This window comes from Prevotella sp. P4-67 (assembly GCF_002251325.1).
GTDB lineage: Bacteria > Bacteroidota > Bacteroidia > Bacteroidales > Bacteroidaceae > Prevotella.
Map to the genome: position 1 here is coordinate 1 of NZ_NPJL01000055.1, position 25,488 is coordinate 25,488.

13 protein-coding genes and 1 pseudogene are annotated in these 25,488 nt (G+C 54.5%); 10 read left to right on the top strand and 4 right to left on the bottom strand.

Annotated elements, in window-relative coordinates:
* The 5 genes and pseudogenes from CIK92_RS14065 to CIK92_RS08585 form a co-directional block, all read left to right on the top strand.
* Positions 1 to 123 (top strand): annotated as a pseudogene (locus CIK92_RS14065) (hemolysin III family protein); the annotation flags it as partial.
* Between the two features lie 101 nt (positions 124 to 224).
* Entirely contained in the window at positions 225 to 2,450 is a 2,226-nt protein-coding gene (pnp, locus tag CIK92_RS08570) for a polyribonucleotide nucleotidyltransferase (RefSeq protein WP_022310623.1), read from the top strand.
* 154 nt (positions 2,451 to 2,604) lie between these two features.
* Positions 2,605 to 3,357, top strand: a complete 753-nt coding sequence (locus CIK92_RS08575) for a DUF1573 domain-containing protein (RefSeq protein ID WP_094388807.1) — start codon at positions 2,605 to 2,607, stop codon at positions 3,355 to 3,357.
* A gap of 33 nt (positions 3,358 to 3,390) precedes the next feature.
* The gene (locus CIK92_RS08580; RefSeq protein WP_254046039.1) at positions 3,391 to 5,184 is read left to right on the top strand and encodes an alpha-L-fucosidase; all 1,794 of its coding nucleotides are present in this window, start codon (positions 3,391 to 3,393) and stop codon (positions 5,182 to 5,184) included.
* A gap of 22 nt (positions 5,185 to 5,206) precedes the next feature.
* Entirely contained in the window at positions 5,207 to 7,537 is a 2,331-nt protein-coding gene (locus CIK92_RS08585) for a glycoside hydrolase family 3 N-terminal domain-containing protein (RefSeq protein WP_094388809.1), read from the top strand.
* A gap of 120 nt (positions 7,538 to 7,657) precedes the next feature.
* Here CIK92_RS08585 and CIK92_RS08590 read toward each other — a convergent pair whose 3' ends face one another.
* The 3 genes from CIK92_RS08590 to CIK92_RS08600 all read right to left on the bottom strand — a co-directional run bounded on the left by CIK92_RS08590 (position 7,658) and on the right by CIK92_RS08600 (position 16,231).
* Positions 7,658 to 12,532 carry a RecQ family ATP-dependent DNA helicase gene (locus CIK92_RS08590; RefSeq protein WP_094388810.1) on the bottom strand — a complete coding sequence of 1,625 codons (4,875 nt, stop codon included), beginning with the start codon at positions 12,530 to 12,532 and terminating at the stop codon, positions 7,658 to 7,660.
* Positions 12,533 to 12,574: 42 nt separating this feature from the next.
* Entirely contained in the window at positions 12,575 to 13,630 is a 1,056-nt protein-coding gene (locus CIK92_RS08595) for a YhcG family protein (RefSeq protein WP_094388811.1), read from the bottom strand.
* A gap of 99 nt (positions 13,631 to 13,729) precedes the next feature.
* Positions 13,730 to 16,231, bottom strand: coding sequence for a glycoside hydrolase N-terminal domain-containing protein (locus CIK92_RS08600; RefSeq protein ID WP_158214768.1), 2,502 nt, complete (start codon positions 16,229 to 16,231; stop codon positions 13,730 to 13,732).
* 216 nt (positions 16,232 to 16,447) lie between these two features.
* On the opposite strand from CIK92_RS08600, the gene CIK92_RS08605 reads away from it, so the two are divergent.
* The 5 genes from CIK92_RS08605 to CIK92_RS08630 all read left to right on the top strand — a co-directional run bounded on the left by CIK92_RS08605 (position 16,448) and on the right by CIK92_RS08630 (position 23,066).
* Entirely contained in the window at positions 16,448 to 17,746 is a 1,299-nt protein-coding gene (locus CIK92_RS08605; protein WP_094388813.1) for a M18 family aminopeptidase, read from the top strand.
* 9 nt (positions 17,747 to 17,755) lie between these two features.
* The gene (locus CIK92_RS08610) at positions 17,756 to 18,262 is read left to right on the top strand and encodes a C-GCAxxG-C-C family protein (protein ID WP_094387342.1); all 507 of its coding nucleotides are present in this window, start codon (positions 17,756 to 17,758) and stop codon (positions 18,260 to 18,262) included.
* Entirely contained in the window at positions 18,219 to 19,385 is a 1,167-nt protein-coding gene (locus CIK92_RS08615; protein ID WP_144289387.1) for a glycosyltransferase, read from the top strand. The genes CIK92_RS08610 and CIK92_RS08615 overlap by 44 nt, the downstream gene beginning before the upstream one ends.
* Before the next feature lie 538 nt (positions 19,386 to 19,923).
* Complete coding sequence (locus CIK92_RS08620; protein WP_144008215.1) at positions 19,924 to 20,547, top strand: hypothetical protein; 624 nt, start codon at positions 19,924 to 19,926, stop codon at positions 20,545 to 20,547.
* A gap of 650 nt (positions 20,548 to 21,197) precedes the next feature.
* Positions 21,198 to 23,066 carry a DEAD/DEAH box helicase gene (locus CIK92_RS08630; RefSeq protein ID WP_094388815.1) on the top strand — a complete coding sequence of 623 codons (1,869 nt, stop codon included), beginning with the start codon at positions 21,198 to 21,200 and terminating at the stop codon, positions 23,064 to 23,066.
* A 464-nt stretch (positions 23,067 to 23,530) separates the two neighbouring features.
* Here CIK92_RS08630 and CIK92_RS08635 read toward each other — a convergent pair whose 3' ends face one another.
* On the bottom strand, positions 23,531 to 23,824 hold the full coding sequence (locus CIK92_RS08635) for a hypothetical protein (protein WP_144289388.1): 294 nt from the start codon (positions 23,822 to 23,824) through the stop codon (positions 23,531 to 23,533).
* Between the last annotated feature and the right edge of the window lie 1,664 nt (positions 23,825 to 25,488).

Here is a 25,488-nt window from a genome sequence, read left to right on the forward strand (position 1 = left end):
GTGCTGGCAGCCTTCAAGCCGCTGATGGATGCCGTGAGTACCTCGGCAGTGGTATGGCTTATCGCCGAGGGAGTGGCCTATATCACCGGCGCGCTTTTCTATACGCTACACAAGCGGCAGTACAACCTTTGCACGGAAATTTAAAAATGGCTCATTTCGACCACATCACGAGTAGGAAGAAAGGGATTTTTAGATGCAAAAATTAAAACAATAACATTTTTTAGATGAACGTAATTACGAAAACAGTTCAATTGCCTGATGGAAGAACCATCACAATTGAGACCGGAAAGGTTGCAAAACAGGCTGACGGTGCCGCAGTACTCCGTATGGGCAACACCGTGCTTTTGGCAACTGTTTGTGCAGCTAAGGACGCAGTTCCGGGTACAGATTTTATGCCTTTGCAAGTAGATTATCGCGAGCAGTACAGTGCCGCAGGCCGTTTCCCCGGCGGTTTCACCAAGCGTGAAGGCAAGGCAAGTGACAACGAGATTCTTACCTCTCGTCTGGTCGACCGTGCCCTCCGTCCCCTCTTCCCCTCCAACTACCATGCTGAAGTGTATGTACAGGTTATGCTGCTCTCTGCCGACGGTGTAGACCAGCCCGACGCTCTTGCCGGTTTTGCCGCATCAGCCGCTATGGCCTGCTCCGACATTCCCTTCGAGCACACTATCTCTGAGGTTCGCGTAGCCCGCATCAACGGCGAGTTTGTCATCAACCCCACCTTCCAGCAGATGGAAGAGGCCGATATGGACTTGATGGTAGGTGCCACCAAGGACAACATCATGATGGTGGAAGGCGAGATGAAGGAAGTATCTGAGCAAGACCTCATCGGCGCCCTCAAGGCTGCTGCCGAGGCCATCAAGCCTATGTGCGAGCTGCAGGACGAGCTGTCCAAGGAACTGGGCAAGGACGTGAAGCGCGAGTACTGCCACGAGGTCAACGACGAAGAGCTGCGCGAGCAGATCAAGAGCGAGCTCTACGCCCCCGTATACGATGTCAACAAGCAGGCGCTGGAGAAGCACGCCCGTATGGACGCCTTCGACAAGATTATCGCCGACTTTATGGAGAAATATGACGCCGCCCATGCCGACCTCTCTGCCGACGAGCTCGAGGAAAAGCATGCCGAGGCCACACGCTACTACGACGACGTGATGCGCGATGCCATGCGCCGCTGCATCCTCGACGAGGGTAAGCGTCTCGACGGTCGCAAGACTACCGACATCCGCCCCATCTGGTGTGAAGTGTCTCCGCTGCCCATGCCCCACGGTAGCGCCATCTTCCAGCGCGGTGAGACCATGTCGCTCTCTACCTGTACTCTGGGTACCAAGCTCGACGAGAAGCTGGTAGACGACGTGCTGCAGAGAGGCTATCAGCGCTTCCTGCTCCACTACAACTTCCCTCCCTTCTCTACCGGTGAGGCCAAGGCTCAGCGCGGTGTAGGCCGTCGCGAGATTGGTCACGGCCATCTGGCATGGCGCGGTCTGAAGGACATGATTCCCGCCGACTTCCCCTACACCGTACGTCTGGTAAGTCAGATTCTGGAGTCTAACGGCTCGTCGTCTATGGCTACCGTATGTGCCGGTACGCTGGCTCTGATGGATGCCGGTGTGCCTATGAAGAAGCCCGTTTCGGGTATCGCTATGGGTCTTATCAAGAACCCCGGTGAGGACAAGTACGCCATCCTGAGCGATATCCTCGGCGATGAGGACCACCTGGGCGACATGGACTTCAAGACCACTGGTACCAAGGACGGTCTTACTGCCACTCAGATGGACATCAAGTGCGACGGTCTGAGCTTCGAGATTCTCGAACAGGCTCTGATGCAGGCTAAGGCCGGCCGCGAGCACATCCTCAACTGCATGATGGAGACCATCTCCGAGCCTCGTGCCGAGATGAAGCCTCAGGTTCCACGCATCGTTGCCTTCGAGATACCCAAGGAGTTTATCGGTGCTGTGATTGGCCCTGGTGGCAAGATTATCCAGCAGATGCAGGAAGATACCAATACCACCATCACCATTGACGAGGTTGACGGCGTAGGCAAGGTACAGGTATCTGCTCCCAACAAGGACGCTATCGACGCCGCTCTCGCCAAGATCAAGGCTATCGTGGCCATTCCCGAGGTGGGCGAGGTCTACGAGGGTACCGTACGCTCTATCATGCCCTATGGCTGCTTCGTAGAGATCCTGCCCGGCAAGGACGGTCTGCTGCACATCAGCGAGATTGACTGGAAGCGCCTGGAGACTGTAGAGGAAGCCGGCATCAAGGAAGGCGACAAGATCAAGGTCAAGTTGCTCGAAATAGATCCCAAGACCGGCAAGTACAAGCTGTCACGCCGTGTGCTGCTCGAGAAGCCCGAAGGCTATGTAGAGCGCGAGCGTCGTCCTCGTCGCGATGGCGAGCGCCGCGGTCACGGCCAGCGTCAGCCCCGTCACAACGACAATCAGGAGTAATCCCTGAAAGAGGATTTTCATTGACATATGAGCCACTGCTTTGCCTATAGCGCAAGCAGTGGCTCTTTTAGTTGGCTGGCACGGATAAAATATAAGCCAAATGATTTGGCATTGAGGGTGAAAAGATGTACTTTTGCAATAAAATATAACCTAAATGAAAAAATTATTCGTATTGATTTTCATGGCGGCGCTCACGATGGCCGCCACGGCGCAGCAGGAACCGCAGTATATCTCCTCTTTCAAGTATGACAAGCGTGTCCACGACTTCGGTACCATCAAGGAGAAAGACGGCAAGGTGAGCCATACCTTCACATTTACCAACACCAGCATACTGCCGGTGGTCATCAGCGACGTCAACTCGTGGTGTGGATGTACCACCGCCGAATATACCAAGACCCCCATCCTGCCCGGCAAGACCGCCAAGGTGACGGTGACGTTCAACCCGCTGTCGCGCCCAGGCAAATTCAGCAAGGAGGTGGTGTTAAACCTCGACGGCAACAAGGGTTTCACCCGCGTATGGATCAAGGGCAACGTCATCCCCTACCGCCACCCCGTGGGCGAGGACTATCCCTACGCCTTCGGCGAAGGGCTGCACATGGGCTTCAAGGTCTACCTCTTCCCGCCGCTCGCCGAGGGCAGCACCTACAGGCTGGAGCAGCGCGTGTCTAACGAGACCGACAAGGAGATGACCGTAGAGTTTGAGCGATGGCCCAACAACACGGTGCTGAAGATGCCCTCGAAGATAACGCTCAAGCCCAAGGAGCGCACCACGTTCAAGGTGAGCTACACCGCCCCTGTGAGCCACTATGCCGACCGCCACATCTATGTGCGCGTGAAGGTGAACGGCAAGCAGGTGAAGCCCATCCTGGTGAAATGGTTGGGCTCGGAACAGAGATTTACCAAATAAGCAATGATAACTATGAGTATTAAGCAGACTGTAATGTCACTGTTAGGCTGCGTGATGGCCGTCCAGGCCGCCGCCCAGACAGCTCCGGCGCCCATCGCGCCGCTGCCCTCCAAGCACCAGGTAGCCTGGCAGCAGATGGAGACCTATGCCTTCATCCACTTTGGTCCCAACACCTTTGGCAACCGCGAGTGGGGATATGGCGACGCCCCGTTGGAGAGTTTCAACCCTACCCGCCTCGACTGCGAGCAGTGGGCCAAGACGCTCCACGACGCCGGCATGAAGGGCATCATCATCACCGCCAAGCACCACGACGGCTTCTGCCTCTGGCCCACCAAGTACACCGACTACAGTGTGCGCAATACCCCCTACAAGAACGGCAAGGGCGACATCGTGGGCGAACTGTCGGCAGCCTGCAAGAAATACGGCCTCAAGTTTGGCGTCTATCTCTCGCCCTGGGACCGTCACCAGGCTTTCTACGGCACTCCCCTGTATGTAGAGTACTTCTACGCACAGCTCGAAGAACTGCTCACCCAGTATGGCGACATCTTCGAGATATGGTTTGACGGTGCCAACGGCGGCGACGGCTATTACGGCGGCGCACGCGAAGAGCGCACGATAGACCGCCGCACCTATTATAATTTCCCGCGCGCGTGGAAGATGGTCGAGCGTCTGCAGCCCCAGGCCATCATCTTCTCCGACGGCGGCCCCGGCTGTCGCTGGGTGGGCAACGAGAAAGGCTATGCCCACGCCACCAACTGGTCTTTCCTGCGTGGCAACGAGGTCTATCCCGGCTACAGCCGATACTGGGAGCTGCAGCAGGGCCACGCCGACGGCGACACATGGACTCCTGCCGAGTGTGACGTGTCGATACGCCCGGGATGGTTCTACCACGAGAGCGAGGACAGTAAGGTGAAGACGGTAGACTATCTCACCGACCTCTACTATCGCAGCGTGGGCCACAACGCCACCTTCCTGCTCAACATGCCCGTGGACAAGGAAGGACGCATCCACCCCATCGACTCAGCCCGTGTCGTGGACTTCCACAAGCGCATCTGCGCCGAGTTTAAGACCGACCTGCTGGCCAAAGCCAAAATCAAGGCCTCCAATGTGCGTGGCAAGCAGTGGGGCACCGCCAATCTTACCGACGGCAACTATGAGACCTACTGGAGCATCAGCGACGGCACCGACAAGGCCCAACTCACCATCACCCTGCCCCGCAATACGCGCCTCAACCGACTGATGCTGCAGGAGTATATCCCCCTGGGGCAGCGCGTACAGCGCTTCAGCGTGTCTTACCTCAAGGGCAAGGAGTGGGCTCCGCTCTCCGTGGGCGAAGAGACTACCACCGTGGGCTACAAGCGTCTGCTGCGCTTTGCCACGATTGAGACGCGCCAGATCCGCATCAGCTTCGACGCCATGCGCGGCCCCATCTGTCTGAGCACCGTGGCTGCCTATCTCGCCCCCGAGACCAAGGGCGCGGAGGAAAAGAAGGAAGAGGTGAAGGGCGTAGACTTCACCGCCACCGCCGAGGGCGACAACGTGGTCACCTTTGACCTGGGCGGCGAGCAGGAGATAGGCTCTTTGCGCTATCTGCCCCAGCAGGGCGACGACCGCAAGGGACTCGTGGCCAACTATGAGATATATGCCGGTATGGAGAAAGACGCCATGCAGCGCGTGGCTGAAGGCGAGTTCTCCAACATACGCAACAACCCCGTGATGCAGGAAGTATTCTTCACTCCCACCCACTGCCGCTACGTGCAGCTGCGTGCCACCCGCATGGTGAATGCCGGTGAGAAGATAGCTTACCAGCAAGTGATTATCAGATAACATCTAATAAATATTGACCTATATGAAAAGATTGATTATGACCGCAGCCATCGTCTGCATGGCCGGCATCCAGATGATGGCGCAGCCGAAGTTGCCCTACCGCAACGCCTCGCTGCCCATCGAAGAGCGCGTGAGCGACTTGCTGTCGCGCATGACGCTCGAGGAAAAGGTAGGACAGCTGCGCTGCACCCTGGCTTGGAACTACTACGACATCAAGGGCAACAAGGTGGTGCCCTCGTCCACATTCATGAAGGACATCGCCGAGGGCAACATCGGCATGCTGTGGGCCACCTACCGCGCCTGTCCCTGGACACGCAAGTCGCTCGCCACCGGACTCACGCCCACGCTGGCAGCCAAGGCGGGCAACGCACTGCAGCGCTACGTGATAGAGCACACCCGTCTGGGCATCCCACTCTTCCTCGCCGAAGAGGCACCCCACGGCCACATGGCGATAGGCACCACCGTATTTCCCACCGGACTGGGTATGGCTGCCACATGGTCGACAGCCACAGCCGAGGCTGCCGCCCGCGTCACCGCCAAGGAGGTGCGTCTGCAGGGCGCACACATCAGCTACGGCCCCGTGCTCGACATCTCGCGCGACCCACGCTGGTCGCGCGTCGAGGAGAGCTATGGCGAAGACCCCGTGCTGACGGGCGAGATGGGCGCAGCCATCGTGCGCGGACTGGGAGGCGGCAAACTGTCGGCCCCCTACGCCACCCTCGCCACGCTGAAGCACTTCATCGCCTATGGCACCACTGAGGGCGGCCAGAACGGCAACCCCTCTATCGTGGGCGAGCGTGACCTGCTGCAGACCTTCTTCCCCCCGTTCAAGAAGGCTGTCGACGCCGGCGCCCTCTCGGTCATGACATCCTACAACTCTCTCGACGGCATCCCCTCGACAGCCAGCGGCGAGCTCTACAATGACATCCTGCGCCGCCGATGGGGCTTCCGTGGCTTTGTCGTTTCCGACCTCTACAGCATCGACGGCATCTGGGAGACCCACCATGTGGCGCGCGACCTGCAGGAGGCTGGCGTGATGGCGCTGCGTGCCGGAGTGGACGAAGACCTGGGTGGCAAGGCTTACGCACAGCTCATCGCCGCCGTCAAGGATGGCAAACTGAGCGAGAAGGAGATAGACCAGGCTTGTGGCCGCATCCTGAGGCTCAAGTTTGAGATGGGCCTCTTCGAGCATCCTTATGTCGACGTCAAGGCAGCGGCCGAAGTGGGCTGTGCCGACAATGCCGCCGTGGCTCTCGACGCCGCCCGCAAACTGGTGACGCTGCTCAAGAACAAGGACAATACGCTGCCGCTGCGCCGCGATATGCGCGTGGCAGTGGTAGGCCCCAACGCCGACAACGCATATAATATGTTGGGCGACTATACCTCGCCTCAACCCGACGGAAAGGTGAAGACCGTGCTGGCGGGCATCAAGGCCAAGATAGGCGAGGGTCAGGTGGAATATGTCAAGGGCTGTGCCGTGCGCGACACCAACAACTGCAACATCGAGGCTGCCGTAGAAGCTGCCCGCCGCGCTGATGTGGTGGTGGCAGTTGTGGGTGGCTCGAGTGCCCGCGACTTCAAGACGAGCTACAAGGCTACCGGTGCTGCCGAGGCCGATGTCAAGTCGGTAAGCGACATGGACTGCGGCGAAGGCTACGACCGCGCCACGCTCTCGCTGCTGGGTCGCCAGATGGAGCTGCTCCAATCGCTGCGCAAGACAGGCAAACCCATGGTGGTCATCTATATCGAGGGTCGTCCTATGGACAAGTCGTGGGCTGCCGCCAATGCCGACGCGCTGCTCACCGCCTACTATCCCGGTCAGGAGGGTGGTACCGCCGTGGCCGACGTGCTCTTCGGCGACTACAATCCCGCCGGCCGTCTGCCCATTTCGGTAGCTGCCAACGTGGGTCAGCTTCCTGTATATTACAACAAGCGCGCTCCCAAGCCCCACAACTACGTGGAAATGTCGGCAGCGCCACTCTATGCCTTCGGCTATGGCCTAAGCTATACGCAGTTTGCCTACAGCAACCTCGCCATCGCCAAGAAGGGCGATGCCTACAGCGTCACCTTCGATGTCAAGAACGTAGGTGAGCGCGACGGCGAGGAAGTGGCTCAGCTCTACATCCACGACCAGGTGGCGTCGGTGTCGCAGCCGCTGTTGCAACTCAAGAAGTTTGACCGTCTGTCTATAGCCAAGGGTGAGACCCGCAAGGTGGAATTCATCCTCACCGCCGAAGACCTCGCCATCATAGACCGCAATATGAAGAGTGTGGTAGAACCCGGCGACTTCGACATCATGGTCGGCGGTTCGTCAGACAATCTCCCCCTGCGCGGAGTGCTCACTGTAGAGTAGACCGACAAAGGCCATCAAGCCATCGACAGTCTGCCCAAGCACGGCAGACCCCCATACGCCAGCAGGGCTGGGTTCCGAACGAGGAACCCAGCCCTGCTTGATGTATATCAGCATAATATATCAGTTACGGACAAGATATAAATCTGCCAACAAGACAGCGGTTTCGCTCTCTTCCTTTGGCGCATCCTTAGGTTTCCACGCCACTATGAAGCGGACAGACGCGCCCTTGACATTATAACCCTTTTCATTCCATTCGGCCAATTTGGCCATCATAGCTACCGATAGCTTTGCCATACACCTGTGGGACAGGTCAAACAACATCCCATCCCGATACTCCAAGTCCATACCGCTGAGCAAGGAGAGTATTTCTGCCTTTTTACTTTTGAAGAAACCTAAATTTACGTCCTTGTGTGACAGTTGCAATACCACTTCTTCAGGCATAGGATAATCCTCCTGATTAAACTCTATACGGCTGGCACCGATGCCGGTAAACATATTGGTAGTAGTGTGGATAAAGAGCTTCTTCTTGGCTCTTGTCATCGCTACATAATAACGCCGCATAAGGTCATCATTAACCTTATGGGTACCATTTATAAGCATATAGACATCATCAAACTCCCTGCCCTTAGCCTTATGTATCGTAGAAACAACAACCTTAGAGTGGGAGATATCACAAAAATCCTCTACGGAAGACTCAAAGACGAACTCTCTAAAGTCTGTCAAGTATTTGCTTTTATTGGTTTGCTCAAAGAGGCTGATGCATTGCCGCACATATACAAGGCTTTGACTCTTGGCATATTTGTCAAACGTTTTTCGCTTGGCCATTTCCCAAATGTCATCACTCACCATCGGCGTATGTGAATTGTTGCTTATCTGCCTCAAGAAATACCTCATCTCTGCCAAATTCCACATGCGAAATCCTTCCAACGACTGTATCAGTTCGCAGGAGACGCCTCGTTTACGCAATAAGGCAACCATGATTACAGCCTCCTCATTGGTTTGTGTAAGGACGCACGTGGAGCCATTTCCCAAATGGGATATCAAATCATCAGCCAAGGGCTGATAAATATACTTGGAACAGTAATGCACTACTCCTACCCACCCCTCATTCTCTTGCATGGATATAATAGGAGTCTGCTTCATACGACAATTGATATTGCGGACAAACCTGTTGGCAACATTGACTATCTGGCGCGCACTGCGGTAATTCTCGGTCATTTCGACCATACGCCCACCAGGCAACATAGACAATTGACGCATATACTCAGAATTAGCCCCTCTGAACTCAAAGATATTCTGGTCATCATCACCGACAGCAATGACTCTCATATCCTCGAAGTTTTCGACAAGAGCCTTGACCAAGGCAAAATCGTCGGGGCCCATATCCTGCGCCTCATCAATGACCAAGACCGTCTTGCCTATCTTGGATGGCTCCACATCACCACTCGTTATCATCTCTGCAGCAGTAGCCACCACATTATTGGCCTCATCCAGATTGCCTACTCGTCCGAGCAAGTCAAAACAATACGAGTGGAAGGTCTTAATTTCAACAAAATGGGCGGCGTTGCCTATGAGGGCCAGCAGGCGTTGCTTGAATTCGGTAGCAGCAGCACGAGAGAAAGTGAGCATAAGAAGCTGTTCGTGCTTGACATCTTCAAGTAACAGGAGGAAAGCCAATTTATGAACCAACACACGAGTTTTCCCACTGCCGGGACCAGCAGCAACCACGATACACCGTGATTCCTTGTCCGTTATAATCTCTCTCTGCTTGGCAGACAATTGTCCAAATAGCTGGTGATACTTTTCTGGTGTAAGATTGCGCTGAATTTCATCCTGTCGTTCACCCTTAAAGTATTTGGATATGAACTGGCGATAGTCCATCTGAAAATAATCCTGTACATAGCGCAGCGCCGCATCATAATCTTTAACCATAAGATTGGCATACTCGCCCACAATATGTACTTGCTGGATTTTCTGCTTGTAGAAGGCATCGAGCATACGATAGTCTTCCATCTTGTATCTCAACTTGGCATCCTTGACACGACGTATGTCCATGGCGTTATACAATACCAGGAACCCTCCTTCCAGTTTGAGGGCTCCTATCTTTGACAGATACAGCAAAGCCTCTTCCACCTCTTCTATTTGCAGGTCCTTAAAGTCATTGAAAAGAGACTGTTCGCCAGACATCATCGACTTAACCAACTCCACAACAGAAAAAGACACCGCACACTTGTCGTCAGAATCCTTAGACTGCTCTTTAGCCAATCTATACAGCCAATCTATAGCATAGCGACAAATGGCAAGACGCTTGTCTATACGTGTTAGGGTTTCCTCTATATTGGCCAAACGCTCCAACATGAGGTTGTGGGCCCCGTCTTCCTTTTTGTGCGTATAACCTTTAACCGACAGGAAATAAAGCAGAGTACGGATATCTTTCTCCTTGGAGGTAGTTATACCGTCATTTATGGCATTGTCGTTAAGCTGCTTGCAGGAGATCTGCAGACTATTGTCAGGTATACTATTAATAATGTATCTTTCCAGCCGCGCAAATCTCTCCAACAGCATGTGCGACTTTCTATCTGTCTCGCCAACATCTTGCAGATAAGCTGCGATATCTCTGTTGTCAGCCAATATTCCCTCTTGACGCATGCGCTCTACAGCGGAAATGACCTCACGCTTGCTCAACCCCAACATATCTGCCAGATAGTCAATACGAGACTCGGCCTCCTGGTCTTGGCTTCGCGTAATGTATTTTTGGGTAATGAGCGATTTGATGATACGCACAACGCTGTCCACCTCGTCGCTTGAGAAGAGATGGGAATTGGTAATGCGTTGCCGGGCCTCGTCCATATTCTTAACCGTGATTCCAGTCGCATAAACATGAGGAACATTGTTGCCTCGCTCTATATATCCACTTTGCTCCAAGGCTGAAAGGGCAGTCCTTACACGCGTCTCTATATCTGACACCGAATCATCCCATCCTGCCTGGCGGGCTATCTCCAAGGCAGAGCAACATGTACGCATGCGTTGTTTGGTAAGATACTTGACCGCTCGCCACACCTGTTGAATCTCACTGATACTAAGTTTGGTCTGATTGAGCAGCACAAAGTGCTTGTCCAAATCTCCATCGCTATACAACACGTAGCAGCGAGCATACAAATGCGGGTCACGCCCAGCTCTTCCCGCCTCCTGTACATAGTTTTCAAGCGAATCAGAGATATCATAGTGAATTACCAAGCCAACATCTTTCTTGTCGACTCCCATACCAAACGCAGATGTAGCCACAATCACGCGCACACGGTCACTCATAAATGCTTCCTGATTGGCAATTTTCTCATCTGAGTTCATTTTGCCATTAAAAGGCAGAGCCCTAAATCCATCACGGGTCAGTTTGTCTGCCAAGTCTTTAGTGCGCTTGGTTCGCGAGACATATACAATTGCGGGGCAGTCAGACTCTGCTATCAATGCCCTCAATTTATTATATTTATCTTCATCTGTATCTGCATGAACAACAGAATAACGGAGATTCGTACGCGATGCAGAGGAGGCAAACAGTTCGAGGTCGATATCCAGTTCATTCTTAAAATAATCACAGATATCTTGTATCACTTTCTGTTTGGCAGTGGCCGTAAAGCAAGAGACAGGTATGGGATACTTACACTGTTTGCTTTTCTGATAATTGCGTATAAACTTGCCTATATACAGATAGTCTACTCTAAAGTCCTGGCCCCAGGAAGAGAAGCAATGAGCCTCATCTATAACAAACCGTTCTATATGACGTGCCGTCAGTATTCGCTCAATGGTCTTCGAACGAAGCATCTCTGGCGCGATATACAATAAAGAGGCTTCGCCGTTCTGTACACGCTGTATAGCCAATGAGCGTGATATGGGATCCAACAACCCATTTATGGTAACTGCATCAGCTATACCTCTATCTGCCAAGTTGTCGACCTGATCTTTCATCAAAGACTGTAAAGGAGAAATCACTACGGTCAGCGAGTGGATTGTACGCCCCGCCATCAGGGCTGGCAGCTGGAATGTGAGCGACTTGCCACCGCCTGTAGGAAAAATGGCAAGCAGCGATTTACCATGCACAGCAGCCCGGGCAGCTTTCTCTTGCAAAGGTTCGTTGGCATAGGTACGGAATTGGTCATACCCAAAGTAGTCTTTCAAATTGCGATGAAGGTCCAATCGACCATGGCAATAGTCACAACCTTCTTCACATGGGGTATTGCAAAGTACCTTCAATATATACTCCACTTCAGGGAAATTGACAACAACCCACCTCGGTGTTATCGAGTTGGGATGTGTCGTATCTATAAGGGCAAGGGCATAAGCCAGTCCACAGGGATATTGACGGATGAAATTATCAAGTTCTGCATGCTGACATATTTTGCCTTTATATGCCTTTCTAATAAGAATACCGATTTGTCCGCTTTCGACAGGAATGGCCCCGACCATACTGAGAAATCCTCTATATTCGGCGATACCATAGAGTAGAGAAGCATAAACCGTCTTCTTGTCGTCAGAAAAAGAATGCCAACGCTCAATCTCATCCATCAACAGACTGTGAGCTTTTTTGCAGTCATTTATAGGATTGTTGAGCTGTTCTGTTATCAGTTTGTCGTCTTTGACCAACTTATGATAGGGATATTCAGGAAACAGCAGAGGCGACATGTACAGCGTGTCGACCAACAGCCACTGGTGCTTTTGGTTACCAAAAAGGTGTTTGGCATCATGATTGACTATGTTATGTCCACATAAATAATCGATGCCATTCAAAAACTCCAGCAGCTTGTCTTTGGAAGTCTCATGAAACATCGCATCGTCATACTTCAATGCGCCTATATCATGTATCTTCTTGTCACGCAAACTGTACTCTATATCCACAAAAGCCAGATGTGAGGCTTTGCGGTCATGAGCAACATCCTGCTGGTAGGCCGACACGGACCTGTCAACATCTCTGTTTCCTAATATTCTATCCCATATAGACATACTTGATAACTACTATTGAGACTTACAATATTCTTTAGATGCTTATAATAATTCTTTGTTTTCTTTTTCCTCACCAAACGCCTTTATCTCGTCAGCAAGGACTTTCTGTAATTTCTCTTTCGGTACTATCAGCTGATAATCTGCCACTCCGATAGGCTTTCCCATATCTTCAAGTGCCAGTTCCACCTCTACCCGGTCTTTCTCCGCACAAAGTATGATACCTATGGAACGGTTCTCGTCTGCACCACGTTCAAGGCGGTCAAGCAGAGACAGATAATAGTTCATCTTACCTGCATACTCTGGTTTGAAAGCACCTATCTTCAAGTCAACAGCAACAAGGCAGCGTAGTCCACGGTGGAAAAACAGCATATCTACCTTACTTTCTTTGCCATTGTATTCCAGCACATGCTGGTTTCCGATGAATGTAAAACCACTGCCGAGTTCCATAAGGAAACGGGTAATAGCTTTTACAAGGCGGTCTTCAAGTTCAAGTTCCAAAAGGGGGCTTGTCACTCCTAAGAAGCCGAGATTGTAGCTGCTGCTAAACACCTCGTTAGCATACTGCGCTTGTTCGGCAGGAAGAGTGCGGTCGAAATTGTTGTCTACTTGTACCAATGCCTTTGTCTCATACATTTTGAGTTTAATGGCATTGAGCAACAAGTCGCGATTCCAACCTTTAGTTACGGTTTCCTGCGCATAATATAGCGTGGTCTCATCATCCAGTCCCTTGCTCAACAACAGCAGATTGTGCGACCAAGGCAAAAGTGCAACGGAGCGTAGCACTTTTTCATCATGCCCAGCGTAACGCTCATAGAACTTTTTCATATACCACAGATTTCGTGGCGAAACACCCATCTTCGGATATCGTTCTTTCAGGTCTGCTGATAACCGTCTTACAACGCTGTCACCATACCCACTTTCAATCTTGCGTTCATGAAGCATTTGACCAATCTCCCAATAGGCAGTAGACACATAGCCATTGATGTGTCGGGCTATTTCTGTCCGTGCCTGTTCAATTACTGCGACAGCATGTCGCAGCAATTCGGCATAATCGCTGCTCTCTATTGAGAGTTTGTTGTCTTTATTGTTTGTTGTCATTTTATCAGTCTAATTATCTTCCCTGGGAAGGTCTGTTACATCTACTTCAAACTGTTTGGCTATCTTCATAAAATTGCACGTGGCTGGCGCCGCCATCAATCAGAACTTCACGCTGACCTTCTTGCCTTGTGGCAGCTGAACGGTCTGCTGACGGTCGCCGAAAACGATGTCGAAGGTGCCGCCAGTAGGAGAAGAGAGGGTGGCAGCGAGGCTGTTGGCGCTGAGAGTCCAGTCGATATCGACGGTCACGTTGCCACGGGCGCGGAGTCCCTTGACGCTACCCTTGTCCCAGGCCTGCGGACAGGCGGGGAGCAGGGTGATGGTGCGACCCTCGCTCTGCAGCAGCATCTCGTTCATACCCGAGAGGCCACCCAGGTTGCCGTCAATCTGATAAGGCGGGTGCGTATCCCAAAGGTTGTAGAGCGTGCCCGTACGCAGCAGGTTCTGCAAGAGGGCATAGGAGCGGTTGCCGTCACGCAGGTGCGCCCAGAGGTTGAGCTTCCAACCCATACTCCAGCCGGTGGAGAAGTCGCCGCGATGGTCGAGCACCACACGGGCAGCCTCAGCCAGTTCGGGGGTAGCCTTGACAGAGATGTCGTGACCGGGGAAGAGGCCGAAGAGGTGGTTGGTGTGGCGGTGGTCGTCCTTGGGATTGTCGATGTCACGCGACCACTCCATCAGCTGACCATATCTGCCGATGCGGTAAGGCTCTATCTTGTCTCTCACCTGCAGCCACTCCTGACGGTCGGTGCTGTCTACGCCCAATACGCGTGAGGCGCTGATGGCGTCGGTGAGCAACTGGCGCGCTACGGCATTGGCAAAGGTAGCACCCTTGTCCACAGGGCCATGTTCGGGCGAGGTCGACGGGGCTGCGGTGTAGAGTCCGCTGGGCTGGAGCCAGAGATAGTCGCACACAAACTGCGCGCTCGACTTGAGCAACGGATAAGCCGTCTGCTTCAGATAATCGCGGTCGAGGGTATATTCGTAGTAGTCCCACACATGCGTAGCGAGCCAGGGACCATTGATGGCGGCAAGATTCCAGTTCACGCTCTCGCTCTTGGAGGGAGCGGTGAAACCGAAGATATTGGTAGAGATGTTGGCAGTCCATCCACGGGCGTCGTACATGGCCTTTGCCGTGCGCTGTCCGGGCTCATAGATAGAGCGGAGATAGACATTGAGAGGCTCGAAGCACTCAGCCAGGTTGGCAGAGCATACGGGCCAGTAGTTCATCTGAATGTTGATATTGTTGTGGTAGTCACAGTTCCACGGACCCTTGACGCCACGGTTCCACATACCCTGAAGGTTCATGGGCATGGTCTCACCTCGCGACGACTGGATGATGAGGTAGCGGGCAAACTGATAGTAGAGCATCTCGAGCCAGGCATCGGCCTTGCCTTCGCGATAGCGGTCTATGCGCTCGTCGGTGGGGATGTCGATGCCGCCCTTCTTGTCGGCCGTCTGGCGCAGGTCGATGCTCACGCGGTCGAAGAGCTGAGTATAGTCATCGACATGGCGGCGCAGCAGCTGACCCCACTTCTTGTCGGCGGCGCCCTTCATGCTGAGCAACGCCCAGGCTCCGGCGTCCTTGCCATAATAGGTGTAGGGGTCGGTGATCACGGGCGAGTAGTTGGGCTTGTAGCCGGTGGCGGCGGTGATGATGAAGTCTACCTCCGAGGCGTCGCGCACGGCGATGTGTCCGTCCTCATACTTCACGCTACCGTCCTTGACGCGGGCCTGGATGCGGATGACGTAGGGCAGCTTGTTGTTGTTCAGATGTGCGGTATAGACGAGTCCATACTCATCGGTAGCCCAACTGCCGGTGGCGTGGGGATTGGGCTTGTACACCCAGTCGAGGTTCTGGCGCTTGCCACGGTTGGCGCCGTAGTGCATCACCATGAGTTGGTCGGGATAGGAGACAAAGTAGGTGCGGCGGTAGGTGGCACCCTGATACTTGAACGAGGTATGGCTCACAGCCTTGTCGAGCAGCAGACTGCGACGGAAGTCGCTGCAGTCTTCATTGGCAATACCGGTAGAGACATACATCTCGCCCATGGTCGTGAAGGTACCGAAGCGCAGCGTGTCGGCAGTGCCATTGTCGGCGATGGCTCCCGAGAAGGCGCGGCGGGTGAGCGAGTCGGCACGCAGGCTGTCGCCGTCGAGGAACGCCTGACGGATATCGGGCAGGAAACGCGCTGAGTGGGGGTCGGCACGCCAGTAGTTGGCTGGTCCGCTACCCGAGGCGGGGCCTCCCTTCCAGAGGCTTTTCTCGTTGAGCAGTATGGCGTCGACAGCCGGCGACTGGAGCACCATGGCGCCCAGGCTGCTGTTGCCCATAGGGAAGGCATAGTTTTCCCACACCGAGCCCTGCAGTTCGCGGGCTTTCTCGCCCTTGCGCACATACTGTCGCAGATTGTCTTTAGACTGACTGTCCTTGGCGGCACCCTTGGCACCCGAATAGTTAATCTTCGCCGGCACAGTGCTGACGCCCTGGGGCACGGAGATTTCTACGGGGCGGTCATACCACACGGAGAGATGGTCGTCTGCCTTGGTCAGTTCTGACCCTCCCAGACAGAGGGAGATTAATGTAGCTAATACTAACATGTCTGTTATGATTTGAGTAATTGTTATTTTAAGGTAGAAGTGCCCTGTCTGTCCCGACGAGCACTGATTCATTTGGTAAAATTACACTTTTATTGACAAACGGAGTTACATTTTTTGCTTTTTTCGTTACCGACGGCCATTTTTTTAGTACATTTGCATCGGGCGCGTATGTTTGCGCTGTCCGTCCTATACCTATTATTATATATAATGACAACTATGATACAACGACTCTTACACTTTCTGGACGCATCGCCCGTCAACTTTCTTGCGGTGCGCAACATCACCCATGAGTTGGAAACCCACGGTTTCCGCCGCATCGACGCCGCCAGCCCTCTGGGCCACGTGAGCGCCGGCGACCGCTTCTTCGTCACCAAGAACGACTCTTCCATCTACGCCTTCCGCATAGGTCGCAAGCCTCTTGCCGACCAGGGTTTCCACATGATATGCGCCCATAGCGACTCGCCTACCTTCCGCATCAAGCCCAACGCCGAGATGACGGGCGAGGGCGGCATCGTAAGGCTCAATACCGAGGTCTACGGAGGCCCTATCCTCTCTACATGGATGGACCGTCCGCTCACCATCGCCGGAAGGGTGATTACGCGCGGCGCAGACGCCCTCTCGCCCGTCACCCATCTGATACACATCCGCCGCCCGCTGATGCAGATCAGCAACCTCGCCATCCACTTCAACCGCCAGGTCAACGACGGCGTCAAGCTCAACCGGCAGAAAGACATGCTGCCCATCCTCGGCTTCGTCAACGATGAGCTGGAGCGCGGCAATATGCTCATCAACCTCATCGTCGAAGAGCTCAACCGCACCGCCACGGTGACCCGCGACGACATCATCGACTTCGACCTCTATCTCGCCGACACCACGCCGGCATGCACCTTCGGTGCCCACAACGAGCTGATATCCTCGGGGCGTCTCGACGACCTCTCCATGTGCTACGCTGGTCTTGAAGCGCTCACTGCTGCCCACGACAGTGACACCACGCAGGTGCTCGCCATCTTTGACAACGAGGAGACGGGGTCGCAGACCAAGCAGGGCGCCGGCAGTCCGTTCCTGTCCTATCTGCTACAGCGTATAGCGCTGGCACAGAGCGGCACCGCAGAGGCTTACTACCAGGCGGTAGAGCGGGCGTTCATGATTTCGGCCGACAATGCCCACGCCTTCCACCCCAACTATGCCGAGAAGTACGACCCCACCAACCACCCCATGCTGGGCGGTGGTCCGGTCATCAAGTTCAATGCCGCCCAGAAGTATGCCAGCGACGCCGTCACAGCGGCAGTCTTTGCCGAGCTGTGCCGCAAGGCGGGTGTACCCTGCCAGCGCTTTGTCAACCACAGCGAGGTGGCGGGCGGAAGCACGCTGGGCAACATTCTGGCCTCGTCGATACCCTTGCGAGGGGTTGACATGGGCAACGCCATCCTGGCCATGCACAGCTGCCGCGAGACGGGAAGCGTGGCCGACCACGAGTATTGCGTCAAGGTATTTACCACTTTCTACAACGAATAACCCATCATCATGCACGACAATATCACTCTCCCTCCCCAGCTCAGCGCACGTGTAGAGCAGGCGGTAGACAACTTCATGCAGGGCTACGGATGCTGCCAGTCGGTGGTGGCTGCCTTTGCCGACCTCTACGGACTCGACGACACGATGGCCAAGCGCATAGCCGCCGGTTTTGGCGGTGGCGTGGGCCGCATGCGCATGATGTGTGGCGCCGTGTCGGCTCTGGTCATCCTCGTGGGACTCGACTGCGGACAGACCGAGGGCAGCGACCGCGAAGGCAAGTCGGCATGCTACCGCGTGGTACAGCAGCTGCTCGAGCGTTCGCGCCAGCAGAACGGTTCCATCATCTGTGCCGAGCTGCTGGGGCTCAATGGCTACGAGCGTGCCCACTCGTCCTATGTAGCCTCTGAGCGCACCGCCGAGTACTACAAGAAGCGCCCTTGCGCCGCCAAGGTAGAGAGTGCCGCGCGCCTCTTTGCCCAGTATCTTGCCGACAAGGAGGGCGACCACAACCATTAACCCCCACCCCATCCCACAGCCCTTCATGATCATCGTCCACTACATACCCGACATCGACCAGCGCTCGGGTGGCACCGCCACCTACATGCAGCTCATGGCCAAGGCGCTGGGCACGAAGGCTCAGCTGCACATCCTCACCCACCGCACGTCCAACCCTCTGGCGATAGACCACTGCACGCTGCACTATCTGCCGCCCTACAGGCCGTGGCACTGGGCGTGGACCCGACAGGTCAGGACGCTGCTCGAAACGATAGCGCCCCAAGTGGTGCATGTCAACTGCTGCTGGATGCCTGCCTGTGCTGCCGTAGTGGGTGTGGCGCGGTCGCTGCATCTGCCCGTGGCGCTCACCACCCACGGCATGCTCGAGCCGTGGATTATGAACCGGCATTACTGGACACGCAAGTGGCCCGCGCTGCATCTCTATCAGGCACGGGCACTGCGCAGCGCCGATGTACTGGTGGCCACAGCCGACCGCGAGGCGCGTCATCTGCGGCAGTTGGGCTTCAACGACCATATCGCCGTGGTGCCCTCGGGAATAGACATCACTCGGGTGACGATGAAGACCAGCTGGGAGAAGTCGCACACGATGCTGTTTCTGGGTCGCATACATCAGGTCAAGGGCATCTGGCATCTGCTCGAGGCGGTGGCGAGTGTGCAGAGTCAGCTCAACGGCTACAGGGTGGTCATCGCCGGCGAGGGTGCTCCCGACGACATACACCGGCTCCGGCAGGCGATTGCCGACAGACATCTGGCCAGCTGCGTTAGCTATATCGGCGGGGCGTATGGCGACCGCAAGTGGCAGTTGCTGCGCGAGGCCGACTTCGTGGTACAGCCGTCGTTTACTGAGAATTTCGGGCTGACCATAGCCGAGGCGCTGGCATCGGGCACCCCGGTCATCACCACCAACACCACGCCTTGGGAGCAGCTCGACGCTACCGCCAGCGGCACCTGCATCGAGGTGGGAGCCAGTCCGTTGGCCAACGCCATCACCCGCTTCGTAGCCCTCTCGTCAGCCGAACTGGAGACGATGGGCCGCAACGCCCGCCATCTCATAGAGACCCGGTTCTCGGTCGAGGTCATGGGCACCGCGATGATGGAGGTGTACAGGGAGATTATTGTGTAGGTTGTAACCATAAGCACGAAAGCCCCTCTCCAGCTCTCCAAAAGCCCCTCTCCAGCTCTCCAAAAGCCCCTCTCCAGCTCTCCCCAAGGGGAGAGAGCGCAAACCAATTATATACCAATGATTTTACTCTCCTCCCCACCCCCTTGATGAGGGCCGAAATAGGGTTCATTGGCGTGTTTATATCCTACGGCAACGCTGAACCGAAGGTCACTGGCGTTATGCTATACGTCGCGGAAAGGTAAAGAGTGGAGATTGGCGAGGCATAATCATCAAGAGAGAACAAATGTCCATTCATAAACGAATCCATTGACATTGTGTTCCTTCCCCTTGGGGAAGGCCAGGATGGGGCTTCCTTCCGGCAACTCTGTAGGAGTTGCGATTTCACAGCCCAGGGTTGAGGGGCGAAGCACCTCTACCCTGGGTATTGATACAAAAAAGGGTAGCAACGCTGTAAGTGTTGCGATTAGCCGAAGGCGTTACCGCAGCAGATAAATCAGCAGGCCGATGGCAAATGCCACAACCTCTAATATTATATAAGGTGATACCAAATACACAAAAAGCCGTAGCAACTGCTGGCGGCTTCGCCTTGGTGGCGCTGGTGGTAACGCCCGTCGGAAAACGAGTTTTCCTCCTCATCGTCACCACCATCACCACCGTCATGCACGGCATGACGCCAGCAGCCACAACGGTAAAAAAAGCGGCCCTTGGCCGTTCAAAAAGTCCGCCGTTGGCGGTAAAAAAACATTTCATTGAAAGCCCATCCCCTGTCATCCCCAATGGGCGGGAGTTCCTGCTTGCTGTGTTTGGGGAGATAGCGGTGTATTCCCCTTTCCATCACTTGGGCAGCAGCGGGTTAATGATTGTAGGTTATATAAACCAACGATATGTGATTTATGGGGTAATCTCTTTTTTGTACCGGCGTAGCCGGACTTTTTTTACCGCCAACGGCGGACTTTTTGTATTTGCCCCTTTTCAGCCTGCCATCAGGCAGGCGCGACGGGGTATGGCGGAGAATATCCGAGAGTTCGCTCTCGAGATATTATCCGACACGCACGGACGCATAGGGCAAAGCCCTGAAAAGGTGCAAATCTTTTTGTTTCTTTTATTGATGGCATATACAAGGAACAGGGCAGACCCCCTGGTTTATAACGCCTACGGCTAAGCGCAACTCCTACAGAGTTGCCAGGCTGGTGGGTCGTCTACCCAGGGTAGCGGACTACGCCCGCAACCCTGGGCTGGGGAAACGCAACTCCGTCAGAGTTGCTGCTGCTTGAGTAAGGCTCCTTGGAAGACCCCTCTCCAGCTCTCCCCAAGAGGAGAGAGTGCTAACCAGTTGTGGCTTATTTGTTTTGCCGTTATTATATTGCCATCGTAGAACGCTGTGATGGGCTCGTTTGTGTACGCCCATGCGGTGGTAGTAAATAAGCAAAATGCGCTGTGGACGGTACGCGCTCCCGGCAACTCTGTAGGAGTTGCGATTTCATAGCCCAGGGTTGAGGGGCGAAGCACCTCTACCCTGGGTATTGATACAAAAAAGGATAGCAACTCTGTAGGAGTTGCGATTAGCCGTAGGCGTTACCCAGCAGAAAAAGCAGCACCCCCACACTTGATATAGACCAACTTTTGCGCCGTGGCAATCACTTTTCCCGCAAAAACGATTGTCATTCATTGATTTTTGTGTACCTTTGCATCGAATTTACTGCAGCGGGCGCGCTGCTTGTGGGTTTTATATACATGAAGGTCATACACCCTATTAATGGCTGGGAGGGTGAGGCGCCTTCCATGATTATTCATCATTAATAGGAAAAAACATTGAAGACATTTGAAGAATTGGGCGTGAGCGAGGACATTCGCCGCGCCATCAGCGAACTTGGATTTGAGCACCCCATGCCCGTCCAGGAAGAAGTAATCCCGTATCTCTTGGGCAACCGCAACGACGTGATAGCCCTGGCACAGACCGGCACCGGCAAGACGGCAGCCTTCGGTATTCCCGTGCTCCAGCGCATCGACCCTACAAGCAAGGAGACGCAGGCGCTCATCCTGAGCCCCACGCGTGAACTGTGCCTCCAGATAGCCGACGACCTCAACGACTTTGCCAAGTATATGCCCGGAGTGCATATCGTGGCGGTATATGGCGGCGCGTCCATCGAGGCGCAGATACGCACCCTGCGCCATGGCGTGCAGATTATCGTGGCTACCCCCGGACGACTCATCGACCTGATGCACCGTGGCGTGGCGCGTCTCGACCATGTGCGCAACGTGGTGCTCGACGAGGCCGACGAGATGCTCAATATGGGTTTCACCGACAGCATCAACGCCATCTTCGAGGGAGTGCCCGAAGACCGCAACACGCTGCTCTTCTCGGCCACCATGAGCAAGGAGATAGAGCGCATAGCACGCAACTATCTGCACGACTACAAGGAGATAGTGGTAGGCTCGCGCAACGAGGGTGCCGAAAACGTCAACCATATCTACTATATGGTGCACTCCAAGGACAAGTATCTGGCTCTCAAGCGCGTGGTAGACTTCTACCCACGCATCTTCGCCATCATCTTCTGCCGCACCAAGGTCGAGACACAGGAGATAGCCGACAAGCTCATACGCGATGGCTACAACGCCGAAGCGCTGCACGGTGACCTCTCGCAGCAGCAGCGCGACCTGACGATGCAGAAGTTCCGCCAGCACACGGTGCAGCTGCTCGTGGCTACCGACGTGGCTGCACGAGGACTCGACGTGAGCGACCTCACCCATGTCATCAACTACGGACTCCCCGACGATATAGAGAACTACACCCACCGCAGCGGACGCACAGGCCGAGCCGGAAAGAAGGGTACCTCGATTTCCATCATACACACCCGAGAGAAGTCTAAGGTGCGCAACATAGAGCGCGTCATCGGCAAGGACTTCGTCGACGGCACACTGCCCACCGCCGAGGAGATATGCAAGAAGCAGCTGTACAAGGTGATGGACGACATCATGAAGACCGATGTAGACGAAGAGCAGATAGCTCTCTATATGGACGAAATAAACCGACAGTTTGAGTATATAGACAAGGAGGACATCCTCAAGAAGATGGTGGCAGTGACCTTCGGCCGCTTCCTCGAGTACTACAAGAACGCGCCAGAGATAGAGCGACCCTCTACACAGCGCCGCAGCGCAGAGGCTGGCAGCAAGGGCCGCCAGAGCGACCGCCAGCGTGGGCCGCGCAAGGCAGAGGCTGGCTACACCCGTCTTTTCATCAATCTGGGCAAGGCCGACGGCTTCTACCCCGGCGAGGTGATGCAGTACATCAACCGCCACGTCAAGGGTGGACGACAGGAGGTGGGACACATAGACCTGCTCTCCAAGTTTGCCTATATCGAGGTGCCACAAGACGATGCTCAGCGCGTGATGCGCGCCCTCAACGGCACGGTATACAAGGGTCGTGAGGTGCGCTGCAACGAGGCTGACGAAGCCGGACACGGCAGAGCAGCCCGCGGGTCGCGCGCAGAGGGTCGCCCACAGCGCAGAGACGAGAGAGGCGACCGCCGACCCAACCGCGAGCGCCGCACAGACCGTCAGCAGCATGGACGCGACGACTGGCGCAATCTCATCAACGGCAAAGCGGTAAACCTAAGAGGCGAAGAGCCCGACTTCAGTGAAGAGGGATGGGCAAGACGCCGACCCAAGAAGCAGAGATAGTTGACTCCTGACAGCCCTCATCCAGGCTCTGCCGAAGGGGAAGCCCTCTCCGGCTCTCCGCAGGGTGAGAGTGAACAAACAAATCAAAAGATAGACTCGTAACACTACCCACTATCATCGTGGGAAACGAATGGGCGCCAAACAAGATGGCGCCCATTCTCTTTTCTATGACCCAACGATGAGACGGAACGCAGTACGCCGGCGCGGAAAGGCAAGAGGCAGAAAAGTAAAATGCGGCGATTATCAAGGCATATTCATCAAGACAGGACAAATGCCCATTCATCATCGAAACCATTGACAGTGTGTTCCTTCCCCTTGGGGAAGGCCAGGATGGGGCTTTCTTCCGGCAACTCTGTAGGAGTTGCGATTTCACAGCCCAGGGTTGAGGGGCGAAGCACCTCTACCCTGGGTATTGATACAAAAAAGGGTAGCAACGCTGTAAGTGTTGCGATTAGCCGAAGGCGTTACCGCAGCAGAAAAATCAGCAGGCCGATAGCAAATGCCACAACCCCTAATATTAAATAAGGTAACGACAAAATATAAAAAGCCGCTGCAGCTGCTGGCGGCTTCGCCTTGGTGGAGCTGGTGGTAACGCCCGTCGGAAAACGAGTTTTCCTCCTCATCGTCACCACCATCACCACCGTCATGCACGACATGACGCCAGCAGCCACAACGGTAAAAAAAGCGGCCCTTGGCCGTTCAAAAAGTCCGCCGTTGGCGGTAAAAAAACATTCCATTGAAAGCCCCTCTCTTGCCATCCCCATTGGGCGGGAGTTCCTGCTTGCTGTGTTTGGGGTGGATAGCGGTGTTTTTCCCCATCCATCACTTGGGCAGCAGCGGGTTAATGATTGTAGGTTATATAAACCACCAATATGTGATTTATGAGGTAATCTCTTTTTTGTACCGGCGTAGCCGGACTTTTTTTACCGCCAACGGCGGACTTTTTGTATTTGCCCCTTTTCAGCCTGCCATCAGGCAGGCGCGGCGGGGTATGGCGGAGAATATCCGAGAGCTCGCTCTCGAGATATTTCCCGACATACACTGACGCATAGGGCAAAGCCCTGAAAAGGGGCAAATCTTTTTGTTTATATTATTGATGATATATTCAAGGAACAGGGAAGACCCCTTGGTTTATAACGCCTACGGCTAAGCGCAACTCCTACAGAGTTGCCAGTCTGGTGGGTTGTCTACCCAGGGTAGCGGACTACGCCCGCAACCCTGGGCTGGGGAAACGCAACTCCGTCAGAGTTGCTGCTGCTTGAGTAAGGCCCCTTGGAAAGCCCCTCTCCAGCTCTCCCCAAAGGGAGAGTGATCCAATCAATTATATACCAGGTGTTTTATGCTTATCCTTATTCCCTTGACGAGTTGCGGAATAGGGTTTATTGGCGTGTTTATATCCTACGGCAACGCTGAACCGAAGGTCATCGGCGTTATGCTGTGCGTCGCGGAAAGATAAAGTGAGGAGATTGGCGAGGCATAATCATCAAGAGAGAACAAATGTCCATTCATATACGAATCCATTGACATTGTTTTCCTTCCCCTTGGGGAAGGCCAGGATGGGGCTTTCTTCCGGCAACTCTGTAGGAGTTGCGATTTCATAGCCCAGGGTTGAGGGGCGAAGCACCTCTACCCTGGGTAATAATCCCCTCAATTGTAGCAACTCTGTAGGAGTTGCGATTAGCCGAAGGCGTTACCGCAGCAGAAAAATCAGCAAGCCGATGACAAATGCCACAACCCCTAATATTAAATAAGGTAACGACAAAACACAAAAAACCGCAGCATCTGCTGGCGGCTTCGCCTTGGTGGAGCTGGTGTCACCGCCCGTCGGAAAACGAGTTTTCCTCCTTGTCGTCGCGACCATCACGTGCTATGCGCATCGGCCAATAACGATGTCGATACCGTACGGTGTGGATGTCGATAGCGGCCGGTGTGGATGCCGTTGACGGACGGTGCGCATCACGCAAGGGCATCTCTACACCCCCGAGGGCACCCTCGCCGGCTCGTAACATTTGACACGAGGGCTCGTGACATAAGGCACGTGAGCACGTAACAATTGATACGAGACCACGTGACATACGTTACGAGCCAGCCAAGGAAAACCCCAGCAGAGCCTTCACCAAGAGAAATGAGAGCTACCACAACCTCCACAAACGCAGCAAGAATGAACTCCCGCCCCTTGGGAGAGTTGGGAGGGTCGTCGACAAGCTGCTGTTTTTGTACCGCCAACGGCGGAGTTTTTGAACGGCCAAGGGCTGCTTTTTTTACCGTCGTGGCTGCTGTCGTCATGCCGTGCATGACGGTGGGGATGATGGGGACGACACGGAGGAAAACTCGTTTTCCGACAGGCGTCACCGACAGGCACACCCAGGCGAAGCCGACAGCTATCACCACGGTTTTTTGTGTTTTGGTATCACCTTGTTTA